Here is a 17,680-nt window from a genome sequence, read left to right as displayed (position 1 = left end):
AGGCCGTGCTCCGGAGGGGCCTGGCGGCGCACGGGTTCCCCTCGACTACAGCGGAATCGTCAGGTCGTCGAGTGTCTCAGGCGCGTGGGTCAGGCTCAGGGCACCACTCTCGGTGATCAGCACGGTATCCGAGTGACGGAAGCCGCCGAGGCCCGGGATGTAGATGCCCGGCTCGATGCTGACCAGCATGCCCGGTTCGAGATCGCGCTGGTAGCCTTCAGCGAGGTAGGGCGCCTCGTGACCGGTGATTCCGAAGCCGTGGCCGGTGCGGTGCAGGATGCGATCGCCGTAACCCCGATCATGGATGAGCTTGCGCACGGCGGTATCGATGGCGCCCATGTCGGTGCCTGGCCGCGCCAATTCGAAGGCGAGTGCACGGGCTTCGAACATTGCATCGAAGGGGGCCCGTGCAGCTTCCGGCACGCTGCCGAGGAAGAACGTACGTTCCAGCTCGACTCCGTAGCCGTCGACCTGACAGACCGCGATGGTGACGTGGGGCCCGGCTTCCTCGATCTGCGTATCGAAGGTTGGAACGATATGCGGATCGTCCGAGATGGAGGGCGGCCAGACTGCGGCCACCGTGCGCGTCACCATGAGGTTGGCGCGCGGGATGTCCGCGAGAATTCGCGCCATCATCGCTCCGCTCGCCGCTCCGTAGAGAGCGCCCACGATGGCGCCCGGGCGGGAGCCTTCGAGCAGCTTCTCGTGGCCCAGCTCGACTACCTGGCATGCGTGGACGTTGCGGCCGATCTCGTAGTCGGACTTGACGATGCGCACCTCGTCGATGATGTCGCTGACGATCGTCGTCCCCGGTGTGCGCTCCAGGATCCCGACCGGCATGGCCGGCTCGATGCCCACACGTGCTCCGCCGTCGATGAGCTGTGCGTACACGTCCCACCAGTTCTCGCCTTCAGGTGCGGGGAACTCATAGTAGGTGGCGTATTCCAGGTCGCAGAGAGCCCGCGCCCGGACGTGGCTCGTCTCGAGAAGCGGAGCCAGGATCGTGGGTGTGCCCTGCTGCGGGATCAGCAAGAGGAAAGGCCGCTCGTGCACGTTGTTGGCGAAGTTGGTCAGGTAGTAGACGTTGACCGGGTCGAAGCTCACGTAGACATCGAGCCCGGCGTCGCGCATCCGTTGCTGGACCTGAGCCAGTCGCGTGGCGAGTTCGTCCTTGCCGGGGGGGGCGGTGATGGCCGCGGGAAGGGTAGCTTCGGGGTTGGTAGGTGACATGTCGTTTCCTATCGAGCGGCCGCGGGAAGCGCCACGGCGCAAGCCATGGCGGATCCAATCCGACGAATTTCGGGGTTCGGTGAAGGTGCTTTCTTGGCTTCGAGGAGCATCGTTCCTCCCGAACGGCCGGGCGCATGGAACAGAGGCCAATCAAAGCTAAAGTGAATCTACTTTACAACGTCCTCGCGGAAGATTGCGGCCATGCTGAAGCTCTCAGAGATGACCCCGCTGGGGCGGGTAGTCCGGCAACACGATTGGGCCGGACTCGGCACCGCGACGCCGGCGGAAGGGAAGCGCGCGAGCCTCGGTCTCCGCGGGAATGTGTGGTGGAGCAGCTCCGGCGGCTCATCGCAGCGGTACTGAGCTTGCCTGCCGAGGGAGGGACGCAGCATGCGCCTTGAAGGACGAACGGCCTTCGTCACTGGTGCCGCGCGCGGAATTGGTAGGCAGATCGCCAGGTGTCTGGCCGAGGCAGGTGCTCGGGTCGCGCTGGCGGATCGCGACGGCGCCGTCAGCCAAACGGCAGGAGATCTCCAGGCCGAAGGATTCCCGGTCGTTGGCGTCGTGGCCGATGTCGCATCTCCAGAGGAGGTGCGCGATGCGGTGAGGCAAACGCACGATGCGCTTGGCGTCGTGGATGTGCTGGTCAGCAACGCGGGCATCGTCGATCACATCGCTCCCGTCACGAAGATGCACGCGGAGGGTTGGAGCCGGGAACTCGATGTCAATCTGAGCGGCGCCTTCCACTTGCTCCAGGCGGTCCTGCCCGGAATGGTCGAATCCGGCCATGGCCGGATCGTGTTGATCTCCTCCGTGGCCGCGATCGGTGGGCTGCATCGTCAGGCCGGCTACGCCGCCAGCAAGGCTGGGCTCCTGGGGCTGGCGAAGTCCATCACCCTCGAGCACGCCCGCCATGGAATCACCTGCAATGCCGTCCTGCCCGGCTTGATCGAGACCGAGACCGTGGCTTCGATGCCCGCGGAGATCCGGAACGCATCGATCGTGAGTACCCCTGCCCGCCGTCTCGGTCGGATGCAGGAGGTCGCCGCGCTGGTTTCCTTTCTCGCCTCCGACGAGGCGGGCTACATCAACGGTGCGGAGATCCGGATCGATGGTGGATTCAGTCTCAACACCGGAACGTTGGGTAGCCGCAAGGAACTGCGCGGTTCCGGTTCGTGAACGAAACGCGAGGCGAGTGGAGACAGGACGCATGACAGACCGAAAGAGCCAGTCTGGAATTCCCTTGAAGCCGGTCTACGGCCCGGACGATCTCGAAGGATGGAAGTCGGACGAACGGCTGGGAGATCCCGGTAGCTTTCCCTACACGCGGGGCGTGCGCGCCCATCCGGAGGATCGGGGCGGATGGATCCAGCGTGAACTCTCGGGGGAGGGGGATCCCGCGCGCTCGAACGCGCAATTCAAGTATCTGCTGTCGAAGGGACAGACGGGCCTCGACGTCATCGGGGATACGCCCACGATGGCTTGCCTGGATCCGGATCATCCGTTCGCCGTGCGCGCGGTCGGTACGCAGGGCGTGTCGCTATGTCGCCTGGATGACTACCGTGACCTCTATCGGGATCTTCCGCTGGACGAGATATCGCTCTCGCACTCCCTGCAGCCAGCATTCGCCATTGCCGGCCTCTATTGCGTGGCCAGGGAACGGGGTGTCTCCCCAGCAGCCTTGCGGGGGTCCGTGCTCCAGGTGCCCTTCTACTGCGAGGACACCGGCTACGCGCTGCATATGCCCTTCGATCTGCGCGTCCGTCTGTCCGTGGATTCGATTGCGTTCTGTAGCAAGGAAATGCCTCGCTTCCACTCGTTCCTCGAAGACACCTACTACATCAGTGACGGTGGTCTCGATGCGGTGGAGGAGATGGCTCTGGGTTTCGTCGAGATCCGCGGCATCGTGCGAGCCCTTCTCGAACGGGGCGTCGAGATCGACGCCTTCGCTCCGAGGATCGCCATCCTGGTGAACTGTCGGATGGACTTCTTCGAGGAGATCGCGAAGATCCGCGCCACCCGTCGGATCTTTGCACGCATGATGCGCGATGAGTTCGGGGCCCGGGATCCGCGTTCGCTGGCGGTCAACGTGGCGGCGCATACTTCGGGGCTCTCCCTCACCGCCCAGCAGCCCGTGAACAACGTGGTTCGGGGCACCACCCAGGCTCTCTCCCTGGCTCTGGCCAGCGCCCAGGCGATCGAAGTCTCCACGTTCGATGAGGCCTACCGGATCCCGAGCCCCGAGGCCCATATGGTCGGGCTGCGCACGCAGCAGGTCATCCAACTGGAGACCGGTGTGACACAGGTGGCCGACCCACTGGCCGGCTCGTACTACGTGGAATCGCTGACCGACGAGATGGAGGGTCGAATCGAGGAGCGGATACGCGCGATCGAGGCGGCGGGTGACGCCGCCCATCTCTGCGAGACGGGTTGGTTCCGGCGGATCTTCCAGGAGGCGATGGAGCGTCACGGCCGCGAGTTGGAGGACGGCACGCTCCGCAAGGTCGGCGTCAACGAACATGTGATTCCAGAGGACGAGGATCTGCTGCTTCGCGACGTGGCAGAGGAAAAGATCGAGCCCTTCCGCGAGCGGATCGACGTCATTCGCGAGCATCGTGCCCATAGGGATGCCGGCCGCGCGAAGGCAGCCCTCGAGTCGCTCTACGCAAGCGCCACCGACCGCGATGCCAACCTGATGGGAGACGTCGTCACGGCCACGGAGGCAGGGGTCACCATGGGTGAGATGGCGGGCGTCATGCGCATGGCCTACGGCCAGCCCGCCGACCCGTTCGGATCGCTCGAGGATCCGATCTGATGTCCGACGCCATGCGACCGATTCGGGTGCTGCTCGGAATCCTCGGACTGGATCAGCACGAGGTGGGAGCCATGGCCGTGGCGCGCCTCCTACGCGATGCCGGAATGGAAGTGGTCTATCTGGGCCGCTTCAACATGCCCGAAGACATCGCGAGGGCCGCCGCTGAGGAAGGCGTCGACGTCGTCGGCCTCTCCTGCCATTCGTGGGAGTATCTGCACTTTCTCGATCCACTTCAGGCGGCGCTTCGCGAGCAGGATGTCGAGGCCCCCATCGTCGTCGGGGGTTCGGTCGTCACAGCAGACGACGCACGGGCGATCCAGACCAAGGGCGTTGCGGCGGCCTTTGGCCCAACCACCCCGAGCACTGAGATCGTCGCAACCATCGAACGTCTGGCGCGAGGGTCGGCCGAATGATCGAGAGTTTTCCGGCCCCGACAAGGGAGAAGGCATGAACTACGAGACGCTTACGTACGAGCAGGACGACCACGTGGTCACGCTCACCTACGATCGCCCCGACCAGCGCAACGCCATCAGCCGGAAGATGAATGAGGAGCTTCATCATGCCTGGCAGCGCTTCAGGGACGATGACGACGCCTTCGTCCTCGTCATCACGGGCGCAGGCGAGACGACTTTCTGTGCCGGCTGGGATCTTCAGGATGCATCCGAACTCGAGGAGCTGGGTGATTTCGATCGCTATCGACGGGAGCTCTACAGCCTGCCCGGAGCCTGCGGCTACACCCGCAAGGTCGATATCTTCAAGCCGGTCATCGCGGCAGTGAACGGCCACGCGTTCGCCGCGGGTCTGGAGACGGCCCTGCTGGCGGATATCCGAATCGCTGCGGAGAACGCAGAGTTCGGCGCGACGGAGCGGCGATGGAACATCGTCGGTGGGGATGGTCTCACGGCACGGCTACCCCTGATCGTCGGATTCTCCCGGGCGATGGAAATGATCATCACCGGGCGGCGAGTGGGCGTGAACGAGGCCCAACAGATCGGGCTCGTCAACGAAATCGTCCCGAAGGGTGAGGCCTTGGCGCGCGCCCAGGAGTTGGCTCACGAGATCGCAGCCCTGCCGCAGGGCGCCATCCGCAGCGACAAGGAGACCGTGCTGCGGGGCCCCGGTCGCACCCTCGAGGAGCGGCTACGGATCGAGGCGGAGATGATCATCTCCATGTTCATGCGCCGCGACAGCCATACGCTGGGGGCCGCCGCCTTCAAGGCGGGGAACTTGAAGCCCGAGTGGCCGAACCACGGGCTGTAGGCCGTCGCGGTTGTGTTCAGGCCGGGCCTTGAGCCGGTTCGATCAGCAGATCCTTGATCTGACTTTCGTGCAAGCCCGCTTCCCTGAGGATTTCCCGTCCGTCCCGAGCGATTGGTGAGGCCGCATTGCGTGCTCCCAGCTCCTGGCCTTCGATGCGAAATGGTGTCGCGACGGTCTCGAACGTTCCCGCCTCGGCGTGCTCGATCGGGTAGAAGTAGCCCATGGCTCGTGCCTGGGGATCGTTGATGGCTTCGTCGATGCGATTGACCGGTGCCCAGATCAGGCCCGCTGCATCCAACAGGGGTTTCCACGCATCGAGATCCTTCTTCGCGAAGGTGGCGTCGAGTTCCGCGACGAGCGCTTCGGAATTCTGCACTCGCGTGAAGGGATCCGCGAAGCGCTCGTCATCCAACAGCTCCTCGCGCTCCAGTGCGCTGCAGAGCTTCGGCCAATAACGCTCCGGATCGATCATTACCAGCAAGAGCCAGCGCCCTCCCGCTACCGGGTAGCTGTTCCAGAGCGGGTTGTTTGGCCGCAACCGGTCGTGGCGGGGGACGGGCTCGCGGGTGACGAGTGCGGTGGCGACATCGGTCCCCAGGATGTGGAAGCCGGTCTGCATCAGGGACGTCTCGACGTAGCGGCCCTGACCGTCTGCATCCCGCAGCCGCATGGCGGCAAGGATTCCGCACACCAGATTGGAGGCCGCGGCGTGATCGCCCATGGCCGCGCGCATCATGGAAGGCTCACGCCCCTCGTCGTGCATCAGGTCCATCATCCCGGTGCGTGCCCAATAGGCGGTGTAGTCGAATGCCGGCCAGTCCGCTTGCTCGCCGCCGCCGCCGTAGCCGTTGATCGCTCCCACGATCAGCTCCGGATGCCGTTCGAGCAGCTTCGCGTGGTCGACCCCGTAGGCAGCTCGCCGTCGGGGCAGCAGGTTGGTGAGGAAGATCTCCGAGCGGTCGATGAGCCGTGCCAGTGCGTCTTGTGCCTCGGGGCGTTTGAGGTCCAGCATCAAGGTCCGCTTGCCGCGGTTGTCCATATGAAAGGCGGGGTTCTCCGGGAAGTCGCAGTCGTAGCCGGCGAAGGCCGGCCGCGATCGCCGGTAGAGCTCGCCATTGGGGGGAAGTTCGACCTTGATGACCTCCGCACCGAGGTCTGCCAGCATGGTTGCCGCCGCAGGGATGGCCACGTAGTTGGCTACCTCGACGACGCGAACTCCGGCCAGGGGGGAGGTCATGGGGTTCTCCTTCTTCGCGATTCTACCGTGCATTGGACGGGGTGGGCATGAGCACGCCCCGTAGGCCGCCCGCGCGCACCGTGCGCTGGGCTCGATCTGCCTCGGAAATGTCGAGGCACTCGTGGATGTGGACTTCGAACGGGGCTCGGGTGTGCAGTTCGAAGACATCCTTCATATGTCGGCGGCTGGCGCCGCTGCTGCCGAGCAGTTGGACTCCGCTGGCGACCAGGTACCCCAGGTTCAGGGAAACCTTCTCCTGGACGACGTTGCCGATCACCACCATGTGGCCTCCGGTCCGGAGGGATCGCAAGGAGGCGTTGAAGGTGGGGGGCCTACGCAGTCGAGCACCACGTCGGCTTTCTCCTCTTTCAGCTTCTTGTGAAAGCCGTCGCCCGGATCCACGATGATCACATCGGCGCCGAGCTCCTGCAGGAAGGCTTCGTGACGTTCGTCGCGGATGACGGCGCTAACCCTGGCACCGAGCCGCTTCGCAACCTGGATCGCGGCGACCCCCACGCCACCGTTGGCGCCCGTTACGAGCACGTGGCTTTCCGAGCCCACGCCGCCGCAGCGCTGCAGGCCGCGGTAGGCCGTGCCGAAGGTACAATGCATCACGGCGGCCAATGCAGGGGGCAAGTATTCAGGCACCCGGAAGAACCCCCGCTGGGGGGCGCGCATGCGTGTCGCATAACCGCCGTCGATCAACAGGCCCGGCATCGCACCGGTTCCCGTGCACATCGATTCCTCGCCTTCGTGGCAGCGAGCGCAGCTTCCACAGAAATCGCAATGCAGCGTCGCGATGCGGTCTCCCGGTTTCCAATCCGCGACGTCGGGGCCGATGGCGGCGACGTGTCCCACGACCTCATGTCCGGGCGTGATGGGCAGCCGGATGAACGGGAAGCCTCCTTCTCGGTCGATCGTGTCGCGGTAGCACACGCCACAGGCTTCGACTTCGGTCTCGACCTGCTCTCCCTCGAGCGGCGGGCCAGATTCTTCGAGTTCCTCGATAGCGAGGTCTTCGGCCAAGCCCGTCTCTCGTAGCCTCGCTCTTCGGATCTTCGTCACTCCTCACTCCTATCCTTGGGAGCCCGTGAAATGGGGCTTCCTTCCGGTGAGGAAGGCATCGATTCCCTCCCGGGCATCCGGCGTAGAGAAGTTGTCGACGCAGGCCTTGCGCTCCTCGGCGAGGCCCTCCTTCAAGCCCTCGTAGAGGCCTGTGTTCACGCAGCGCTTGATCCTGGCGATGGCACCCGTTGCCTGGCACGCCAGGCGGGCGGCGTAGTCCTGCACGCGTTCCTCCAGCTCGGATTGCGGATGCACGCCGTTGACCAGGCCGCATCGCTCGGCTTCTTCCGGCTCCAGCTGGAGCCCCTTGAACATCATCTCCAGAGCGCGCCCCTTTCCAATCAGGATCGGTAGGCGCTGGGTCCCGCCGAACGCAGGGATCATCCCGATCCTCACTTCGGGCAGGCCGCTGCGCCCGGAGCCGCTACCCATGAAGCGGAGATCACAGGCCAGGGCCAGTTCGAGACCGCCGCCCAACGCATGGCCGTTGATCGCAGCGATCGTCGGCAGCGGGAAGGATTCCAGCGTATCCATCAACTGGTGGAGCCGCGGCAGGAGATCGAGAAGAGCGGGGTCCATCTCGCGCAACTGCTCGATGTCATCCCCAGCCGAGAAGAAGCCCGGGCAGCCGCTGCGCAGAACGACGGCCCGGGCCTCCCCGCTCGCGGATACGCTCTCAAGCGTCGTTTCGAGCAGCTCGAGCATCTGCGGGTCCAGTGCATTCGCGGGCGGGTTCTGCATCGTGATACGTGCAACCCGGTCAATGGTTTCGCACGTGAGCACCGAGGACTCCATGGATGCCTCCCTGTCTGTTCCCCAGTATGCGAGGTCAGGATATCGACAAGCGAGACTATATCGCGGTAAGAGTTCAATAAAACTCAAAAAATTGGGGTATAGACTAGGAAAACGATTGCATGCAAGGGGACGACCACATATTCTGAGGCTGCAAAGGAGCCCCATGCCCGATTCCGTCCGACGCCTTCGCGACGAGAAGACCCGCAGCGCCCGTGGCGCCCGCAATGGGCGCAAGCGGAACCCCGAGCGAGAGCTCCGCATCCTCGACGCGGCCCTCGAGCTGTTTGGGGAGAGCGGTTACGAGGGGACGACCGTGGCGGCCCTTTGTGAGGCGGCCGAAGTCTCCGAGGCCACCCTCTACGAGTACTTCGATTCGAAGGAGCACGTGCTCTTCTCCATTGCCGAGCTGTACACGCGGCGCGAGCTGGAGCGGGTCTCGGCGGTCCGTCCGTTCATTCACGATCCGCGCGAGAAGATCCGCGTCGTGATCCAGGCCTTCCTCGAGTTCTACGAGCGAAACCCGCTCTATGCCTCGGTCGCTCTGCTCACCCTCAAGGCCAACCGCAACTTCATGAAGTCCCCTGCCTATCAAGTGATCAGGGAAACGACGCGGCCGGTGGTCGAAGCATTCGAGGAGGGCGTTCAGGCCGGGTTGTTTCGCTCCGATCTCGATGGGTCGCTCGTGCGCAACATGGTGCTCGGGTTCATCGAGCATCTCGCCATCCAGTGGATCCTGGTGGGGCGGCCCGAGAAGGGAATCTGCCAGCACCGGGACACCATCTACGAGATGGTCCTGCGTGCCATCGCAAGCCCCGAACTTGCAGCGTCGGCGCAAGCGCCTCTCCAGATCGAAGTCCGGGGTGGCCATGTCGAAGTCGTCACACCGAGAGAGAAGGACTAGCCCCATGCCGTTCGACCTCCCCGAATCGCTGAAGAAGAGACAGGCAGAGCTCCGTGAGTTCCTTTCCGCAGAGATCGCGCCGATTGCCGACGAGCGCGACAGCCAGGGGCCGCTTTCTCGCTCCGAAACCGTGGAACTCTTCCAGAAGCTCCTGCCTTACGGCTACAACAAGTGCTTCGTGCCAAAGACGGCCGGAGGGCTCGGCTCGACGTACCTCGAGCGCTCCGTGATGGCGGAGGAGCTCGGCCGCGCGTGGGCGGCTCTCGCAGTGAGCCTGGATACCCACTCGGGTGTGATCGAGATGATCGCCCGGAACGGCACGGACGAGCACCGACGCCGCTGGGTCGAGCCGGCGCTTCGCGGGGAGATCCTCGCCTGCGACATGGTCAGCGAGCCACAGGCCGGGTCCGACCAGACGAACCTGCACGCCACGGCCGTTCTCGACGGGGATCACTACGTCGTGAATGGCAAGAAGATGTGGCAGACCAATGGCGTGCTCGCCGACGTCGGCATCCTGACCGCGGTGGCCGACCCGGAAGCCTACGCGGCGGATCCCCGCAAAGGGGTCATCAGCCTGATCATGGATCGGAAGGAATCCCCGTGGAAGGTGAAGGACATTCCCTTCGTGGGCCTGCGATCCGGAAACACCGGCCTGATGGAATTCGAGGATTGCCGTGTGCCCGTGGCCAATCTCCTTCACGACTCCGACAAAGGCTACGCCCAGAACCTGGTCGCACGCTCCTGGTTCCGCGTCAACATCGCCGCGATCGGCATCGGCCTGATGCAGGCCGCATTGGACGATTCGATTGCCTGGGCCAAGAGTCGCGAGGCGTTCCGCAGGCCGATCGGCGGGTTCCAACTCGTGCAGAGCATGCTCGCCGACATGGCGACGGATACCGAGATCACCCGGCTGCTCGTGTACCGCACAGCGAGCCTGATGGACAAGGGTGGGCGCTGTGACGTGGAGCAGTGCATGGTGTCGTCGTTCGGTGCCGACGCCGCCGCACGCGTGACCCAGACTGCGATGCACATCCACGGCGCGCGAGGCTTCACGACGGAAGAGGGCTTCCGGACGGAACGCTATTGGCGCGATGCAGCACTTGGCTATGCGGGAGAGGGCACGACCCAGATCATGAAACTGGTGATCGGGCGGCGTTTGACAGGCATCCAGGCCTTCGTCTGAGAACCTTGCCCCGCTCCGGGGCGCAGACCGCAAAGCGAGAACCGACATGAGTGAGAAAGCAGTCTTCTGCACCGGTACCGGCGGCTTCATCGGGAGGTACATCCTCTCGCACTATCTCGAGAAGGAAGATTGCGACATCTACCTGCTGGAGAACGGTCGCTTCCAGGAACGTCTCGAGGCCTACCTGGATGAGCAGGTATCCGACCCGGAGCAACGCAAACGGCTGAAGGCCTTCGCCGGGGACATCGCGGAGCCGGGCCTGGGCCTCGAGGTCGCCATCCAGGATGAGCTGAAGCAGCGCGTGACCCATGTCATCCATCTCGCGGCGCTCTACAACCTTTCGGCGCCGCGGGATATCTCGATGCGCGTCAACGTGGACGGAACCCGAAACCTGCTCGACTTGATTGCGCAGTTCCCGTCCCTCGAGCGGTTGGGATACGCCAGCACGATTGCCGTTGCAGGCAAGCATATGGGGACGTTTCGCGAGGACGATCTCGACCTGGGGCAGGAGTTCGAGACCAACTACGACTTGACGAAACACCTGGCCGAGAAGCTCGTGCGCGAACGGCGTGACGACATTCCCTCGGTGATCCTCCGGCCCACCACGGTCGTGGGTCATTCCAAGACAGGTGCCATCGAGAAGATCGACGGGCCGTACTACGCGCTCGGGATGATCGCCCGCGGCATGCACTACATCGTTCCGGATACGAAGGACACCCTCTTTCACTTCGCCCCCGTCGATTTCATCGCGGACGCTTTCTACCACCTCTTCGAGGACGAAGACTCGATCGGAAAGGTGTTTCACCTCGTCGATCCGGAGCCTGTGACCTACAACGAGTTCTTCGATCTGGCGTCTGCAGCGATGGGCAAGCGAAAGCCGCTGCTGAAGCTCCCAGCTGGCATGATGCGTCCGATGGGACGCCTGCCGGGCTTCGAGAAAGTGACCGGCGTGCCGCGGGAAGCCTTTGAGCATTCCTACGTCTCGGCGACGTTCGACCGGAGCCAGGTCGCCCCCATCCTCGCCAAGCACGGGGTCGAGTGCCCGCGGGTGCAGTCGTATCTCGACGTGATGGTCGACTACTTCATGAAGCACGCGGCGGATCCGCGCATCCGCAAGGGTGACTGGCGACAGACCACCACCTGAAGAAGAAATTAGGGAAGGAGAAGATTCCATGGCGCTTCGAACCGCCGAGCAATACAAAGCGGGCCTGCGAGACGGCCGCAAGGTCTATCTGGCCGGTCGTGAGATCGAGGACGTGACCGAAGATCCGTACATCAAGGTGGGTGTCGAGACGGGGGCCTTCGACTACTTGATGGCTCACGATCCCGCTCATGCGGAACTGGCCGTCGGCAAGGATCCGGAGACCGGGGAGGACGTGAGCCGCTACTTCGAGATGCCCGAGCGGCTGGAAGCCGTGGGCTATCGCTTCGATCTCGTGTCGGCCGCCTGCCACTACGCAGACGGGGCGCTTCCTTTCATCAAGGATGTGGGAACGGACATCCTGAACGGGCTCACGGCAGTCGCCCGGGCATCGGGGAACGAGGTCTACGCGCGGCGCCTGGCTGACTATCGTCAGTACTGCGCCCGCAACGATCTCTCGTTGGCCGGCGCGGTGACGGACGTGAAGGGCGACCGCAGCAAGTCACCCTCCGAGCAAAGCAGCCCGGACTACTACCTGCGCGTCGTCGACGAAACCGCCGATGAGATCGTGGTCTCCGGAGCCAAGGCGCACATCACGGCATCGGCTTACACGGACGAGATCCTCGTCATTCCGACCCGGAACCTCAATGAGGACGAGGCCGACTACGCGGTGGCCTTTGCGATCCCGGTGGATACCCCAGGCCTCACGCAGATCTGCCGGCCCAACTTCCGCTACGAGGACGACATGTCGTTCCCGACGCCGCGGCCGAAGCGCGGACATGTGGAATCGCTGGTGATCTTCGACGAGGTGCGAGTCCCCAAGGAGCGCGTCTTCCTGCTCCGCGAGTGGCAACTGGGCCAGGCCGTGGCCTACGGGTTCAGCGCCTTCCATCGCTTCACGGCGGTGACCTACAAGATCCCGATTCTCGAGTACATGACCGGAATGGCCATGCTGGCGGCGGAATCGAACGGGATCGAAAAGGCCTCGAACATTCGCGATCGCTACATCGAGATGATCCGCTACACCGAGACCACCAAGGCTCTCGCCCGCGCGGCGCTCTCCGAGCCCGAAGAGTTCCATGGGTCGGGCCTGTACGTGGCGAAGCCGCTGCTGACCAACATGGCCAAGATGCACTTTGCCTCTGGGTTTCACGAATTCGTGCGGGCGATCCAGGACATCGCCGGCGGCCTTCTGGTCACCCAACCGACCTATCGAGATTGGAACCATCCGGAGCTGAAGCCCTACCTCGAGCGCTACATGGGTGGCGCCGAACCCTACGGCGCGGCAGAGCGTATGCAGCTCTTCAGCATTCTTCGCCATCTCGTGGCGAGTGATTTCTCCGGCTGGCACGAGGTCTGCACCATTCACGCCGAGGGCTCCCTGGCCTCCCAGAAGATGATGCTGATGGCCGAGGCACCGGTGGCTGCCTACAAGGCGCGGGCACGAGAGGTCGTGGGGCTGGAGATCTGATCGAATCTTTGATGGATGGTGATGCTCAGCGCGGCTCAGGCGAAGAATGCCTCGATTTCCTCACGCGCCGCCGCGACGTCGCTTTGGCCGATCTCGATCAGGCGGCTGCAGAACTCCGAATCGAAGAGCAGATAGCTGCTGAGTTCGTGGGTCGCGTCTTCGCTACCGAGGCCCCGCATGACGTAGCGGACGACGGCGGGGATCTGGCGCGTGAACTCTTCGGCGACGACGGTGAAATTCGCCGAAGGTTGGATCCACAGCACATCGACGTTGCGGAATGAACTCGGCGAGGTGTTCGAGTGGTAGGTCGTGACGCTCCGGTTCACGCGCTCGCTGTGATCGAGATCGACCTCGATCGCGTCCAGCATGACGGCGTCCAGGAGGACGCCCGCGATCTGCGCGATGGAGGGAGCTTCGCGACGGCGCTTCCTCGCTGTCGTCGGTGCGGGTTCGCGAACGCTCACGGCGATGACCTTCTCGGCCCCCAGATTGATCGCCGGGCTCAATGGGCTCGTGTTGCGGACGGACCCGTCGCCGAAATGGCGACCGTCGATTTCCACCGATGGGAAGAGCATCGGAATGGCGCTGGATGCGAGTACGTGTTCCGCATCGATCCGCGTGGGCTCGATGCGCCAGCGCCTGCGCTCCCAGGGCTGGATGTCGGGCTTTCCTTGCAGGAACAGGACTCCGTCCGCCGTCGTGAGATCCGTCGCGGAAAGTGCGAGCGCGTGAAGCGCCCCGTCCTGGATCTGATGCCCGAGCTGTTCGAAGGGGAGATTCTCCTTCAGGAACTCGTGAAGGGGTGACGTGTCGAGCAACGACTTCGGGGCGACACCTCCCACCGCACCGCCAAAAGTGAGATCCCACGCCCAGCGGACCCCGGTACTTCCGATGCTACGCACGTCCGTACGAAAGATCTGATTCGCCTGGACCTCACTCCACAGGTCGACGAGCGCATCGATCCCAGTGGAGAGCGAGGCCGCGTGTGCGGCGAGCATGGTCGAGTTGATGGCGCCGGCGCTCGAGCCGACGAAGGTATTGATACGAACGGCTGGGGAATCGAGCACGCCGAGATCGCGCAAGCCTTGCAAGACCCCGGCTTGATACGCGCCGCGGGCGCCTCCACCAGAGAGGACCAGCGCCGTTCGCGCGCCTTTCGAATCTGAATCCATGGGGTCTATCCTCGGTAGTTCTTCGTGCGCGAGGCTGCCGAACTGCTGGCTTGCAACCCAGGAGCGAACCGAAACGGGATGTCATCGAGAACTGCATTCCCGGAGAACCTGTCGATCTCGTCCGGGCAGGTCAGACCATTGAATTTAGCATTTGAGTGCTGCGAAGCGACGCAGAGTGATCTGTAGATGAGCATCCCAGGAAGGGGTGCCTGCGACGTGGAGTGGGAGGTCGCGGGTCGGCTTGTCCCGCACACCCTGGCGGCATCAGTGCTCCCGGCCGGAAGGGCTGCGGCCAGTGAAGTGCCGGTAGACCCGGTGGAATTGGGAGTAGCTGCCGAAGCCCGCCTCGAGAGCCGCTTCGGTCAAGGTCTGGCAGGTGCCGGAATCGATGAGCTGGTGGAAGCGCCCCAGCCGTTTCCGGTTTCGCACGTCTCGCAGCGTCTGGCCCAGTTCCAGGCTGAACAGGCGACTCAGGTGGGTCGCACTCAATCCGCAGCGTTCCGCCAATTCGTCGCGATCCAGGAGCAATCCGTCGCCTTGCATCAGCGAAAGCGCTCGCGCCACTCCAGGGTGAAGGGTGGTTGGCTCGGTGCTGCGTTCGGCTTCGCGGGTAGCCACGGCCGCGCGCGCGAGTGCGTAGGCGAGGCCGGAGTTCGTGACCGCGTCCGCCCTGTCCACTTGCTCTCCGACTCCTGCGAAAATACCCCCGAGGTCTCGCAACTCCGCCCTTCCAAGCTGCACGCAGGGTGTGGGCTTGCGCCGGGAGAGCAGGGCGGCCGCCTCGCCCGGAGCCAATATGCGTCGAGCTGAGGGCGTGCGCATGCAGAGGTGCCAACGTCGCAACCCCGCGGAGGCCTCGAGTGTGAGGTGTTCCGTTTCGGGCGGAAGCCACAAGAGCGACCCGCTGGGCAGATCGACGCGTTGGTTTCGGATGACCATCACTGCCTTGCCGCGCACCAGCAGATGGACTTCGAGAAAGCGATGCGCGTGGCGGCGAATGAGCTGCCCCCAGACGGGGTTCGAGAAGTCCTCGAGGTGGATCCGTCCGTCCAGCTGCCTCGGCACGTTGAGCGGCTGGTACATCATTTCGGTGAGTCTATCTCACGGAGCGAGAACGCACGAAATGCGATGTCCTTCCGCACGCGGCGGGATGTCTCGAGCAGGTGCTCGCTCTAGGGTTGCATCACAGGACGTCGGTTCCCGAGCTCCAGGCCGGCGCTCTCGTGGGTCCGAGGAAGTCTGCGCGCTCGAGGAGTCCAAGCCGTGAAGCCAAATGCCTTGCTCATCGATCCGTCCGACAACGTTGTGACGTTGTTGCGTGCCGTGCCTCCGGGGAAACGGGTGGTGTGGGCGGCGGAATGCTCGGTGATCGTCGGTCAGGAGTTGCCCGTGGGCCACAAGGTGGCCATCGAACAGATCGCGCCCGGCGCTGCGATTCGGAAGTACGGGGTTCCGATTGGAACCGCGGGCGAGGCGATCACTCCGGGCGATTGGGTTCATACCCACAACCTCGAAGCAGTGGGGAGGTGACCATGGGTTTCATGGGATACCGCCGTGCGGACGGCCGCGTCGGTGTTCGCAATCACGTGGTGGTGATGAGTTCCGTGAGTTGCGCCAATTCGGTGGTCGACCACATCGGCCGGGCTCTTCCCGAAGTGAAGACCGTCACGCATATCGAGGGCTGCGGGCGAGGGCCGCAGGATCTTCCCGCCACGTTGCGCACGTTGGCCAACGTGGCGGACCACCCGAATGTTGCGGGCGTTCTCCTGGTCGGGCTCGGATGCGAAGTACTGAAGGCCGAACTCGTAGCTTCGCGGGCACGCGGAGCACGTTCCGTCGAGTGGATCGGTATTCAACAATGTGGGGGGACGCCGAAGGCGATCGCGAAGGGTGTAGAAATTGCACGAGGATTGCTGGACGCAGCTGCCAGTGAAGAGCGTGAGGAGGTGGGCTTCGAGCATCTCTGCATCGCGATGGAATGCGGGGGCTCCGATGGTTTCTCCGGGCTCACGGCCAACCCGAGCCTCGGAAGGGCGGCCGACTGGGTCGTCGAAAGAGGTGGGACGGTGATCCTCTCGGAAGTGACGGAGTTTCTGGGAACCGAGCCCATCCTCGCCGAACGCTGCGCCAGCGACGAGGTGCGCGAGAAGCTGCTCGGATTGCTCGGCGAACATGCCGCGCTCGTGAAGCGCGAACTCGGGCCGCTGGCTCATACGGTGATCTCGCCCGGGAACCAGGCGGGTGGGTTGTCGAGCATCCAGGAGAAGTCGCTGGGCTGCATCAAGAAGGGCGGTTCGACGCCGATCCGGGAGGTGGTCGAGTACGCAGATCGCCCCACGACCCGTGGGCTCTGCGTGATGGATGCGCCGGGTTCGGACATCTTCTCGATCACCGGGATGATCGCGGGCGGCGCGCAGATTGTGCTCTTCACGACAGGCCGCGGCTCGCCGGCGGGCTCGCCGATTGCACCCGTCGTGAAGGTCGCCAGCAATACGAAGCTCTTCCGGGCGTTGCCTGACGACATGGATTTCGATGCCGGCCGGATCGCGGACGGAATGAGTCTCGATGCTTGTGGCGCCGAACTGATCGAGCTCGTGAAGCGGGTCGCGAGCGGAGAGCGGACGGCTCCAGAGCGGACCGAGACGGAGCTCTTCGCGATCAAGACGGTCGGGCCCGTCTTCTAGCCGTGCAGGCGAAACCGTTGATGCTTGATCGGACGGAGGAAGGAAAGCGACTGAGGCTCTCCTCTCCTGGCGGAACTGCGCTCCAGATCGGTGCTGTCCTCGCGGTTGCATTCGTCAGCTGGCGATTCATCGAGGCGACGGGCGCTGAAGCCTTCCTGCTACGCCTCGGCCCGCGGGCACCCCTAGTCTCGATCCCGATCCACGTCGTGCTCTCGGCCACTCCGTTTCCATCCGAGATGGTTGGCCTGGCCAACGGAGCCGTCTACGGCCTGTGGCTCGGAGCTGCCTGCAGTTGGCTCGGATGGTGGTGCGGCGCGGTCCTCGAATTCACGCTGGTGCGCCGTGGGACACGCGGAATCGAGGCAAGCGCCGGTATGGGGAGGTTTCCGCGCTGGCTGAGCCGCTTTCCAGTGGGCCATCCTGTCTTTCTCATCGTGGGTCGCCAGCTTCCGTTCGGGTTCCATCTCGTGAATGTGCTCGCAGGTGTGGCGGAGATTGGATCGACCCGATTCGTCGTATGTGCCGCTATTTCGAATCTGCCCTACGCCTGGATCACTGCGGCGATGGGAGCCGGCCTTGTCGCCTCCCACTAGCCTGAACTATGCACGAAAGTTGGCTGAGAAGCTGGCTTTCCAATGTTTCAGCGTGCCGCGCGGCGATTGACGCTGACGGATCTCGTTTTGGGTGGTCGATGCCCATTCCGTGGCGCGAATGCGGAGTGTGCTT

18 protein-coding genes are annotated in these 17,680 nt (G+C 64.1%); 11 read left to right on the top strand and 7 right to left on the bottom strand.

Annotated elements, in window-relative coordinates; genetic code table 11:
* Positions 1-45: 45 nt before the first annotated feature.
* Positions 46-1,230, bottom strand: coding sequence for an aminopeptidase P family protein (locus tag GY937_28800; GenBank protein ID MCP5060715.1), 1,185 nt, complete (start codon positions 1,228-1,230; stop codon positions 46-48).
* A 390-nt stretch (positions 1,231-1,620) separates the two neighbouring features.
* Here GY937_28800 and GY937_28795 point away from each other — a divergent pair, with 390 nt between their 5' ends.
* Genes GY937_28795 through GY937_28780 form a run of 4 tightly spaced genes read left to right on the top strand, consistent with a single transcriptional unit; the run spans position 1,621 to position 5,305 of the window.
* Positions 1,621-2,409 carry an SDR family oxidoreductase gene (locus GY937_28795; protein ID MCP5060714.1) on the top strand — a complete coding sequence of 263 codons (789 nt, stop codon included), beginning with the start codon at positions 1,621-1,623 and terminating at the stop codon, positions 2,407-2,409.
* Positions 2,410-2,440: 31 nt separating this feature from the next.
* The gene (locus GY937_28790) at positions 2,441-4,045 is read left to right on the top strand and encodes a hypothetical protein (protein MCP5060713.1); all 1,605 of its coding nucleotides are present in this window, start codon (positions 2,441-2,443) and stop codon (positions 4,043-4,045) included.
* Complete coding sequence (locus GY937_28785; GenBank protein ID MCP5060712.1) at positions 4,045-4,458, top strand: cobalamin B12-binding domain-containing protein; 414 nt, start codon at positions 4,045-4,047, stop codon at positions 4,456-4,458. The genes GY937_28790 and GY937_28785 overlap by 1 nt, the downstream gene beginning before the upstream one ends.
* A 34-nt stretch (positions 4,459-4,492) precedes the next feature.
* Complete coding sequence (locus GY937_28780) at positions 4,493-5,305, top strand: enoyl-CoA hydratase (GenBank protein MCP5060711.1); 813 nt, start codon at positions 4,493-4,495, stop codon at positions 5,303-5,305.
* Between the two features lie 16 nt (positions 5,306-5,321).
* On the opposite strand, the gene GY937_28775 is transcribed toward GY937_28780, so the two are convergent.
* Genes GY937_28775 through GY937_28760 form a run of 4 tightly spaced genes read right to left on the bottom strand, consistent with a single transcriptional unit; the run spans position 5,322 to position 8,402 of the window.
* Positions 5,322-6,542 carry a CoA transferase gene (locus GY937_28775; protein ID MCP5060710.1) on the bottom strand — a complete coding sequence of 407 codons (1,221 nt, stop codon included), beginning with the start codon at positions 6,540-6,542 and terminating at the stop codon, positions 5,322-5,324.
* 22 nt (positions 6,543-6,564) lie between these two features.
* Positions 6,565-6,825, bottom strand: a complete 261-nt coding sequence (locus GY937_28770) for a hypothetical protein (GenBank protein ID MCP5060709.1) — start codon at positions 6,823-6,825, stop codon at positions 6,565-6,567.
* Positions 6,816-7,607, bottom strand: a complete 792-nt coding sequence (locus tag GY937_28765) for an alcohol dehydrogenase catalytic domain-containing protein (protein MCP5060708.1) — start codon at positions 7,605-7,607, stop codon at positions 6,816-6,818. The genes GY937_28770 and GY937_28765 overlap by 10 nt, the downstream gene beginning before the upstream one ends.
* 9 nt (positions 7,608-7,616) lie before the next feature.
* Positions 7,617-8,402 (bottom strand): enoyl-CoA hydratase/isomerase family protein, encoded by a 786-nt coding sequence (locus tag GY937_28760; GenBank protein MCP5060707.1) that lies wholly within the window; start codon positions 8,400-8,402, stop codon positions 7,617-7,619.
* 163 nt (positions 8,403-8,565) lie between these two features.
* Here GY937_28760 and GY937_28755 point away from each other — a divergent pair, with 163 nt between their 5' ends.
* From GY937_28755 to GY937_28740, 4 genes are read left to right on the top strand one after another with little or no spacing between them, the layout of a single operon-like run.
* Positions 8,566-9,303: a TetR/AcrR family transcriptional regulator gene (locus GY937_28755; protein ID MCP5060706.1), complete on the top strand. Its 738-nt coding sequence runs from the start codon at positions 8,566-8,568 to the stop codon at positions 9,301-9,303.
* A 4-nt stretch (positions 9,304-9,307) separates the two neighbouring features.
* Entirely contained in the window at positions 9,308-10,486 is a 1,179-nt protein-coding gene (locus tag GY937_28750) for an acyl-CoA/acyl-ACP dehydrogenase (GenBank protein MCP5060705.1), read from the top strand.
* Between the two features lie 46 nt (positions 10,487-10,532).
* A complete protein-coding gene (locus tag GY937_28745; protein ID MCP5060704.1) occupies positions 10,533-11,630 on the top strand; it encodes an NAD-dependent epimerase/dehydratase family protein in 1,098 nt (365 codons plus the stop codon).
* A gap of 28 nt (positions 11,631-11,658) precedes the next feature.
* Positions 11,659-13,098 carry a gamma-aminobutyrate dehydratase gene (locus GY937_28740; GenBank protein ID MCP5060703.1) on the top strand — a complete coding sequence of 480 codons (1,440 nt, stop codon included), beginning with the start codon at positions 11,659-11,661 and terminating at the stop codon, positions 13,096-13,098.
* 35 nt (positions 13,099-13,133) lie between these two features.
* On the opposite strand, the gene GY937_28735 is transcribed toward GY937_28740, so the two are convergent.
* Positions 13,134-14,270, bottom strand: coding sequence for a patatin-like phospholipase family protein (locus GY937_28735; protein MCP5060702.1), 1,137 nt, complete (start codon positions 14,268-14,270; stop codon positions 13,134-13,136).
* A gap of 264 nt (positions 14,271-14,534) precedes the next feature.
* Positions 14,535-15,356 (bottom strand): AraC family transcriptional regulator, encoded by an 822-nt coding sequence (locus GY937_28730; GenBank protein ID MCP5060701.1) that lies wholly within the window; start codon positions 15,354-15,356, stop codon positions 14,535-14,537.
* Between the two features lie 177 nt (positions 15,357-15,533).
* Between GY937_28730 and GY937_28725 the strand changes: the two genes are divergently transcribed.
* Genes GY937_28725 through GY937_28715 form a run of 3 tightly spaced genes read left to right on the top strand, consistent with a single transcriptional unit; the run spans position 15,534 to position 17,547 of the window.
* Complete coding sequence (locus GY937_28725) at positions 15,534-15,800, top strand: UxaA family hydrolase (GenBank protein MCP5060700.1); 267 nt, start codon at positions 15,534-15,536, stop codon at positions 15,798-15,800.
* A gap of 2 nt (positions 15,801-15,802) precedes the next feature.
* Positions 15,803-16,954, top strand: a complete 1,152-nt coding sequence (locus GY937_28720) for a UxaA family hydrolase (GenBank protein MCP5060699.1) — start codon at positions 15,803-15,805, stop codon at positions 16,952-16,954.
* Between the two features lie 20 nt (positions 16,955-16,974).
* Positions 16,975-17,547, top strand: a complete 573-nt coding sequence (locus tag GY937_28715; protein ID MCP5060698.1) for a TVP38/TMEM64 family protein — start codon at positions 16,975-16,977, stop codon at positions 17,545-17,547.
* Positions 17,548-17,680: the final 133 nt, after the last annotated feature.

It is taken from the genome of bacterium (assembly GCA_024228115.1).
GTDB lineage: Bacteria > Myxococcota_A > UBA9160 > UBA9160 > UBA6930.
This window is presented reverse-complemented; position numbering and strand designations above follow the sequence as displayed.